The sequence below is a fragment of the Betaproteobacteria bacterium genome, assembly GCA_009693245.1.
GTDB lineage: Bacteria > Pseudomonadota > Gammaproteobacteria > Burkholderiales > SHXO01 > SHXO01.
On the sequence record SHXO01000125.1, the window covers coordinates 1 to 5941 of the forward strand.

The following is a 5941-nucleotide window of genomic DNA, read 5'->3' on the forward strand; positions in this document are numbered from 1 at the left end:
TCGAAGAATCCAGGCTGCTTGGGTTTGGGTTGCTTCCTGCGTTTGTCTTTCTTCATCGGCCTCGGGATCACTTTGCGCTTCGAGGCTTTTTATCACATCGATTCCATACACACTACTCTAGAATGCTGAATTATTAGAGGTGCCCTTTACTTGAGTCCCGCCCGGCGCAAAGCACTTATCGCACGGGCTCGGTCCGCCGGTTTTCTGGTAGCAGATCGTTGCGTTCGGCGAGTTCGGCTTGGATGTCCATCGCGCTTTGTAGCGCCTCCACCGCGCTGGGAAACTCCGCGAGCAGGGCATCGCCCGGTGTGTCGATCACCCGGCCACCGTGCTCGCCGATGTGGCGGCGCATCACCTCACGGTGGGCCGTGAGCGCTTCCAGAGTTGCCCGGTCATCCTCGCCCATCAGGCGGGAATAGCCAGCCACGTCCGCGCTTAATATCGCCACCAGCTTTCGTTTCGTTTCGGTTCAGCCATGCCCTATCCCTCGTCCGGCCGGCAAATGACGCCCCTTCGATCGCTCCCAACCCCATCTTCCCCGCAAGCGGGGGAAGGAGTTAGCTTGCAGGGCGTTTCACGCCTCACGCCTCACGCCTCACGCCTCACGCCTCACGCCTCACGCCTCACAACCCAATCCGCGAAATATTCGTCGTCGATCTTATATACCTCGCGTCGTAGGCCAAATGCATAGGTTGTACGCCCCACGTAAATGGGTACGAGCCCCTGCTGTTCCGCCAAATGCAATGGGTCCGTGGTGAGCAGCGTCGTTTTCCCGGTCTGGCGTGGCCCGAAGCTGGATATCGGACGGCGGGCTGCCGCCAGCACCGCCATTAGGTAATGACACGCCAGATCTGACCGGGAGAAATGCCAAGGGTCGATCGATTTCGCCATATTTCGCGGCGTATACGAAATTTCGCAAGAGACACGAAATCATTTGAAAATGTCGCGCGCTCCTCACTCCTCCCGCATCGCGCCTCGAGACGCTCCTCTGCCCGCTATGGCTATAATCCCGGCGGCATACTTATCCTTTCAGCGGCGCCCCCTCATTTGATACCAATAACACTTCCGCGCTCCCTTGCAACGCTTGCCGTGGCGGTTTTCCTCGTAGGGTGCGCTGGAACCAATCCGAGAGATCCATTAGAGCCCTTCAACCGGGTCGTGTACAAGGCAAACGATGCCCTGGATAGGGCCATCCTGAAACCCGTTGCCAAGGGCTACCGGGCTGCGGTGCCGCTGCCGATCCGCAGCGGTGTTAGCAACCTCCTCGACAATCTTCGCGATGTACCGACTGCGCTCAACGGAGTGCTGCAAGGCAGGTTTCGCCAAGCCGCATCCGACACCGGGCGCTTCGTCATCAATTCCAGCATCGGAATCCTCGGCATCTTTGACGTGGCCTCCCATATGGGATTGCAAAAACATGACGAGGACTTCGGACAAACCCTCGGCCTTTGGGGCCTCGGTTCGGGCCCTTATTTGATGCTGCCGCTCCTGGGACCGAGTACGGTGCGCGACGGATCGGGGTTGATTGTGGACTTCGCGACCACTCCTGCCACCTATGCCTTTAAGGGCGGCACACAAGGTTGGACCGCCCTCGGCGTGCGCATAGTGGACCAACGCGCCAGCCTGCTAGACGCCGAACGGATCTTGGAGGAAGCCGCTCTAGACCGCTATTACTTCCTGCGCGATGCCTATCTGCAACGCCGCGAACGGCTCATTCATGATGGGCAAGAGCCAAGCAAGTCCCAATCACCCGAAGCGGCGCCGAGACGAAAAACCCTTAAGGAATTGGAGGAAGAGTTAGCCGAGGCAGAAGAGGGCGCTCCAGCCGGTTCGCCGGCATCCGCTCCAGCCAAACCGCGGTAGGGGGTTAATTCAACCGCGCGGTGTTTTGCCGCAGCTCCACCACTTTGGCGTGGATATCGTCGGCGTCCTCGGCACCAGGCTGCAACTTGAGATAGCGCTCCAAGTCGGACAACGCGGCACGGAAGCACTCCATCTGCTGGTACAGGAGCCCGCGGTCACGAATCTCGCTCACGGCACCGGGGCTCAACACCATCAACCATTCGATCACGCAGAGCGCGGCCTGCACTTCCTCGCGCTTCACGTACACCGCCTTTAGGTTGCGCAGCATTCGCGCGAGAATTTCTTTTTTCTCGGCGGCCACGAGCATGCTGGCGACGATGGCGCGCGACACTTCCACGCCTCTTACTTCGCGCAAGCGCTTCTGCAGATCCTGCATGCTCAAAGACGCGCCTCCGGTGAACGGATCCAGAACGATCACCACTTGATCGACCTTGCATTTCACCAGGAAATGCCCTGGGAAAGACACGCCACGCAGGGGCAATCCAATGCGCCGGCCCACTTCCAGATACAACACCGACAAGCTGATGGGAATGCCCAGCTTGCGATCCAGCACGTCGTTGAGAAAGCTGTTGCGCGGATCGTAATAGTCTTGCCGGTTTGGCGCGAAGCCTTGTTCCTGAAACAAAAACTGGTTCAGCGCGCCGACACGCAGCATCACACCGGCATCCTCCGCCATGCGCCGGCGCAAGGTCGTGCCAAGAAAGTCCAACTCGGAGATATAGCGCTCTACATCCAGGCTCCCGTTGCGGCCCTTCGCGATGAGCAATGCCGCGCGCGCCAGGTCAATCCGATCGTCGGGTTGCCGAACTACCTTTTCAAACTGATCGATGGGCGCGCTTTCCGGTTCCACGTCTATCACCGACCCAGGGAAATCTTTACTTTGCCTGCGCCGCGGGCGGTAGAAACAGTGCGGGAATCTGCGCCTTGCGCGGCACCGCTTGCGAAACTTCAGGAACATGCCGGACAGGGCGCGGCGGTGTGGCTACGAGCGCCTCCTCGTGGGACACGGCACTGGGAAGTTCAACGGCCGCTTGCATGGAACTTTGCCGCAGCAGATCGCTTTCGCTGGCGATGGAAATGGGCGCCTTGAGTAATTTCTCGATGCCCGCCAGCGACTCCGCATCTCTCGGCGACACCAACGAAATCGCTTCACCCTCCAACCCGGCGCGGCCGGTGCGGCCTACGCGATGAATGTAATCCTCGGGGTTGGGCGGCATCTCGTAGTTGATCACCAGTGGTAGCTGTTCGATGTCGAGCCCGCGAGCGGCAATGTCCGTGGCGACCAAGACATTGACGGTCCCGGCCTTGAACTCATTGAGCGCCTGTAGGCGCTCCGCCTGCGACTTGTCGCTATGCAGCGCGGCACAGGAGTGTCCTTCGCGATCCAGGAAATGCACCAGCCGGTTGGCCATTTGCCGCGTACTGGTAAACACCAACACTTGCTTCAATTCGCGCGAACGCAGCAGGAAACTCAGGCATTCACGCTTTCTGTTCTCGCCTACCTTGTAGGCCTTGTGAGTCACCAACTCGGCAATCGTGTTCTTTTGCGCGATCTGGATGCGCGCGGGATCGCTCAATATTTGATTGGCGAGCCGCTTGATGTCGTCCGAGAAAGTCGCGGAGAACATCAGGTTCTGGCGCTTGGCCGGCATCAGAGCCAGAATGCGCTTGATGTCGGGCATGAATCCCATGTCCAGCATACGGTCAGCCTCGTCGAGAATCAGAACCTCGACCTGGCCCAGTTGCACCGTCTTCTGCTGCACGTGATCCAACAACCGCCCTGGCGTGGAAACCAAAATCTCCACCCCGGCCTTCAGCTCCTTGATCTGCGGATCGATGTTCACACCGCCATAGACCACGGTCGTGCGCAGCGCCGTGTACTTGGCGTAATCGCGCGCGGCCTCCCATACCTGCACGGCCAGCTCGCGCGTAGGCGTCAGCGCCAATACTCGCACGGGATGCCGCGCCGGCGAAACACTGGTACTCGCATGCCGCTTGATTCGCTGCAAGACGGGCAGCATGAACGCCGCTGTCTTTCCCGTGCCCGTTTGGGCGCTCGCCATTAAATCGCGCCCTTCTAAGATCACCGGAATGGCCTGAGCTTGCACCGGTGTGGGTTCGGTATACCCCTGTTCAAAAATCGAACGAAGGATATCCTCGTCCAAACCAAGCTCGGTAAATTTCATCGATAACGACCTTCCATGGGGAGAGAATCCCCGGAAAGACCTCGAAATGGGCCCCCGGAAAGCGCAGATCATACCTCATCCCCGGCAAAACCCAAGAAACACGGGGGTTTCCGCTAGAATCCCGGCCGCTTGCCCGCCGTCATCGCCCCGGTAGCTCAGTGGATAGAGCAACCCCCTCCTAAGGGGTAGGTCGCACGTTCGATTCGTGTTCGGGGCGCCAATAATGTCAATGGGTTAGCCAGCACCGGCCAGACCCTATCCCTTCGCCTTCAGGTTCCCCTCGTTCGCCGCGATGAATGCCCGAATCTCATCGGACATATCGAGGAGCTTGATCCACTGTTCCTTGTATAGCGTGATAGGGAAACGCCCCATTCCATACACCGAGAGCCCGCCCTTCTCGCTGACTTTCATGGTGATGCCGGTTGCGGCCCCTTTCTTGAGCGCGGCGTTCTCTTTGCGCAAGCGCTCTAACTCGTTCTTTAGATCTTCTTCAGACATGGTGACTCCCTCACAAATTGAAAGCGGCCCATGAAGCCACATAGTTTTTATGGCGCGCTCGCCACGTTCTGGCACTCCATTCTATTGCCTATCCTGCTGCCGCCGCACGCTACCCGAACACCCTTGTCACTCAACCCCAAGTATCCATCCTTCAATTTCCGCCACCGTACGCACCGGCGGATTCAATGGAGGATTGAGAAAGCGTGCGAGTTGGCCATCGGTATCGGCCTGGCGTAGCCAGGCGGCAACCGAATAAGCGTCGTGCTGGTCAGCGGTGCGCCCATTCGCCTCGAACATTTTCTTCCACAAAGCGGGATATGCCTCCGCCACGACCGAACGGCCGGGAGGGACTTGCCATCCGTCGAAGGGCCAAAAATGCGCTCGCTCGCCGAGTTGTTGACGCATGTAGAGCAGCCACGGTAAGCCCGCGTGCGTGGATTTGGCGACCGAGCCCGGCACGTCGAAGTGGAACACCGACTTGGCCGAACCCGCTCGTTCATCCGTCAGGCGGCGCCAGCGAGCATTTCCAGTGCGCTCGGCACCATGGCCGTGCATGCCCCAGCGAACAAACTCTACATAGATATTGTCCTCATGCGTAGGCCAATGGCGCTGGAAGTCTTCAAGAAACGCAGGCCACTGAGTATCAATGCGATGGACCTCGAAATAACGCATCGGAAACGAGAAACCATGGTCAATGCCCACCACCGTAGGTACGTCCTCCGCCAGCCGCGCCACCAGCCATTGCGCAACGCCGCGCCGCGACCAAGACTTCCGCGGCCCAGAGGGAGGCAGCACTTCCTCGGGCGGTGAAGCGCGGTTCGCCTGATTGACGCGTAAGCCCTTCAGGCTCGAGTCCGGAGTTTCGGCGCCGGAATAGTCGATGCCGATGTAGCGGGCGAAGGTGGGAGGCGATTCAATCTTCAAGACGCCTCGCCGGTTCACTCGCCTAACCCACGCCCAACAATTCCACCTCGAACACGAGCGTTGCATTGGGAGGAATGACACCGCTGGCGCCGCGCGCGCCATACCCCAGCGCGGGCGGGATGGTGAGTTTGCGCACACCTCCCACGCGCATGCCTTGCACGCCCTCGTCCCATCCCGCGATGACGCGGCGGGCACCCAGATCGAACTCGAAGGGATCGTCGCGGTCCTTGCTCGAATCGAACTTGGTGCCGTCGGTGAGCCAACCCGTGTAGTGAACCGTGACGCTTTGGCCCGAGATCGCGGCATCTCCCGCGCCTTCTGTAATGGGCACCTCTAATAATTCAGCATTCTAGAGTAGTGTGTATGGAATCGATGTGATAAAAAGCCTCGAAGCGCAAAGTGATCCCGAGGCCGATGAAGAAAGACAAACGCAGGAAGCAACCCAAACCCAAGCAGCCTGGATTCTTCGA

8 protein-coding genes and 1 tRNA gene are annotated in these 5941 nt (G+C 59.3%); 2 read left to right on the forward strand and 7 right to left on the reverse strand.

The window, feature by feature from the left end:
• Positions 1 to 175: 175 nt before the first annotated feature.
• A complete protein-coding gene (locus tag EXR36_15175; GenBank protein ID MSQ60932.1) occupies positions 176 to 448 on the reverse strand; it encodes a hypothetical protein in 273 nt (90 codons plus the stop codon).
• Between the two features lie 161 nt (positions 449 to 609).
• Complete coding sequence (locus tag EXR36_15180) at positions 610 to 891, reverse strand: hypothetical protein (protein ID MSQ60933.1); 282 nt, start codon at positions 889 to 891, stop codon at positions 610 to 612.
• On the opposite strand from EXR36_15180, the gene EXR36_15185 reads away from it, so the two are divergent.
• Positions 865 to 1863 (forward strand): VacJ family lipoprotein, encoded by a 999-nt coding sequence (locus EXR36_15185; GenBank protein MSQ60934.1) that lies wholly within the window; start codon positions 865 to 867, stop codon positions 1861 to 1863. The genes EXR36_15180 and EXR36_15185 overlap by 27 nt on opposite strands.
• A 4-nt stretch (positions 1864 to 1867) precedes the next feature.
• Here the strand turns inward: EXR36_15185 and EXR36_15190 are convergent, their stop codons facing one another.
• Entirely contained in the window at positions 1868 to 2821 is a 954-nt protein-coding gene (locus EXR36_15190) for a tetratricopeptide repeat protein (GenBank protein ID MSQ60935.1), read from the reverse strand.
• Entirely contained in the window at positions 2739 to 4049 is a 1311-nt protein-coding gene (locus EXR36_15195) for a DEAD/DEAH box helicase (protein MSQ60936.1), read from the reverse strand. Before EXR36_15195 ends, EXR36_15190 begins: the two co-directional genes overlap by 83 nt.
• 144 nt (positions 4050 to 4193) lie before the next feature.
• Here EXR36_15195 and EXR36_15200 point away from each other — a divergent pair.
• Positions 4194 to 4269, forward strand: a tRNA-Arg gene (locus EXR36_15200).
• Positions 4270 to 4304: 35 nt separating this feature from the next.
• On the opposite strand, the gene EXR36_15205 is transcribed toward EXR36_15200, so the two are convergent.
• From EXR36_15205 to EXR36_15215, 3 genes are all read right to left on the reverse strand, one after another.
• Positions 4305 to 4547, reverse strand: coding sequence for a hypothetical protein (locus EXR36_15205; GenBank protein ID MSQ60937.1), 243 nt, complete (start codon positions 4545 to 4547; stop codon positions 4305 to 4307).
• Positions 4548 to 4673: 126 nt separating this feature from the next.
• Positions 4674 to 5471 (reverse strand): hypothetical protein, encoded by a 798-nt coding sequence (locus EXR36_15210; GenBank protein MSQ60938.1) that lies wholly within the window; start codon positions 5469 to 5471, stop codon positions 4674 to 4676.
• Positions 5472 to 5493: 22 nt separating this feature from the next.
• Positions 5494 to 5802 (reverse strand): FKBP-type peptidyl-prolyl cis-trans isomerase, encoded by a 309-nt coding sequence (locus EXR36_15215; GenBank protein ID MSQ60939.1) that lies wholly within the window; start codon positions 5800 to 5802, stop codon positions 5494 to 5496.
• Positions 5803 to 5941 lie beyond the last annotated feature (139 nt).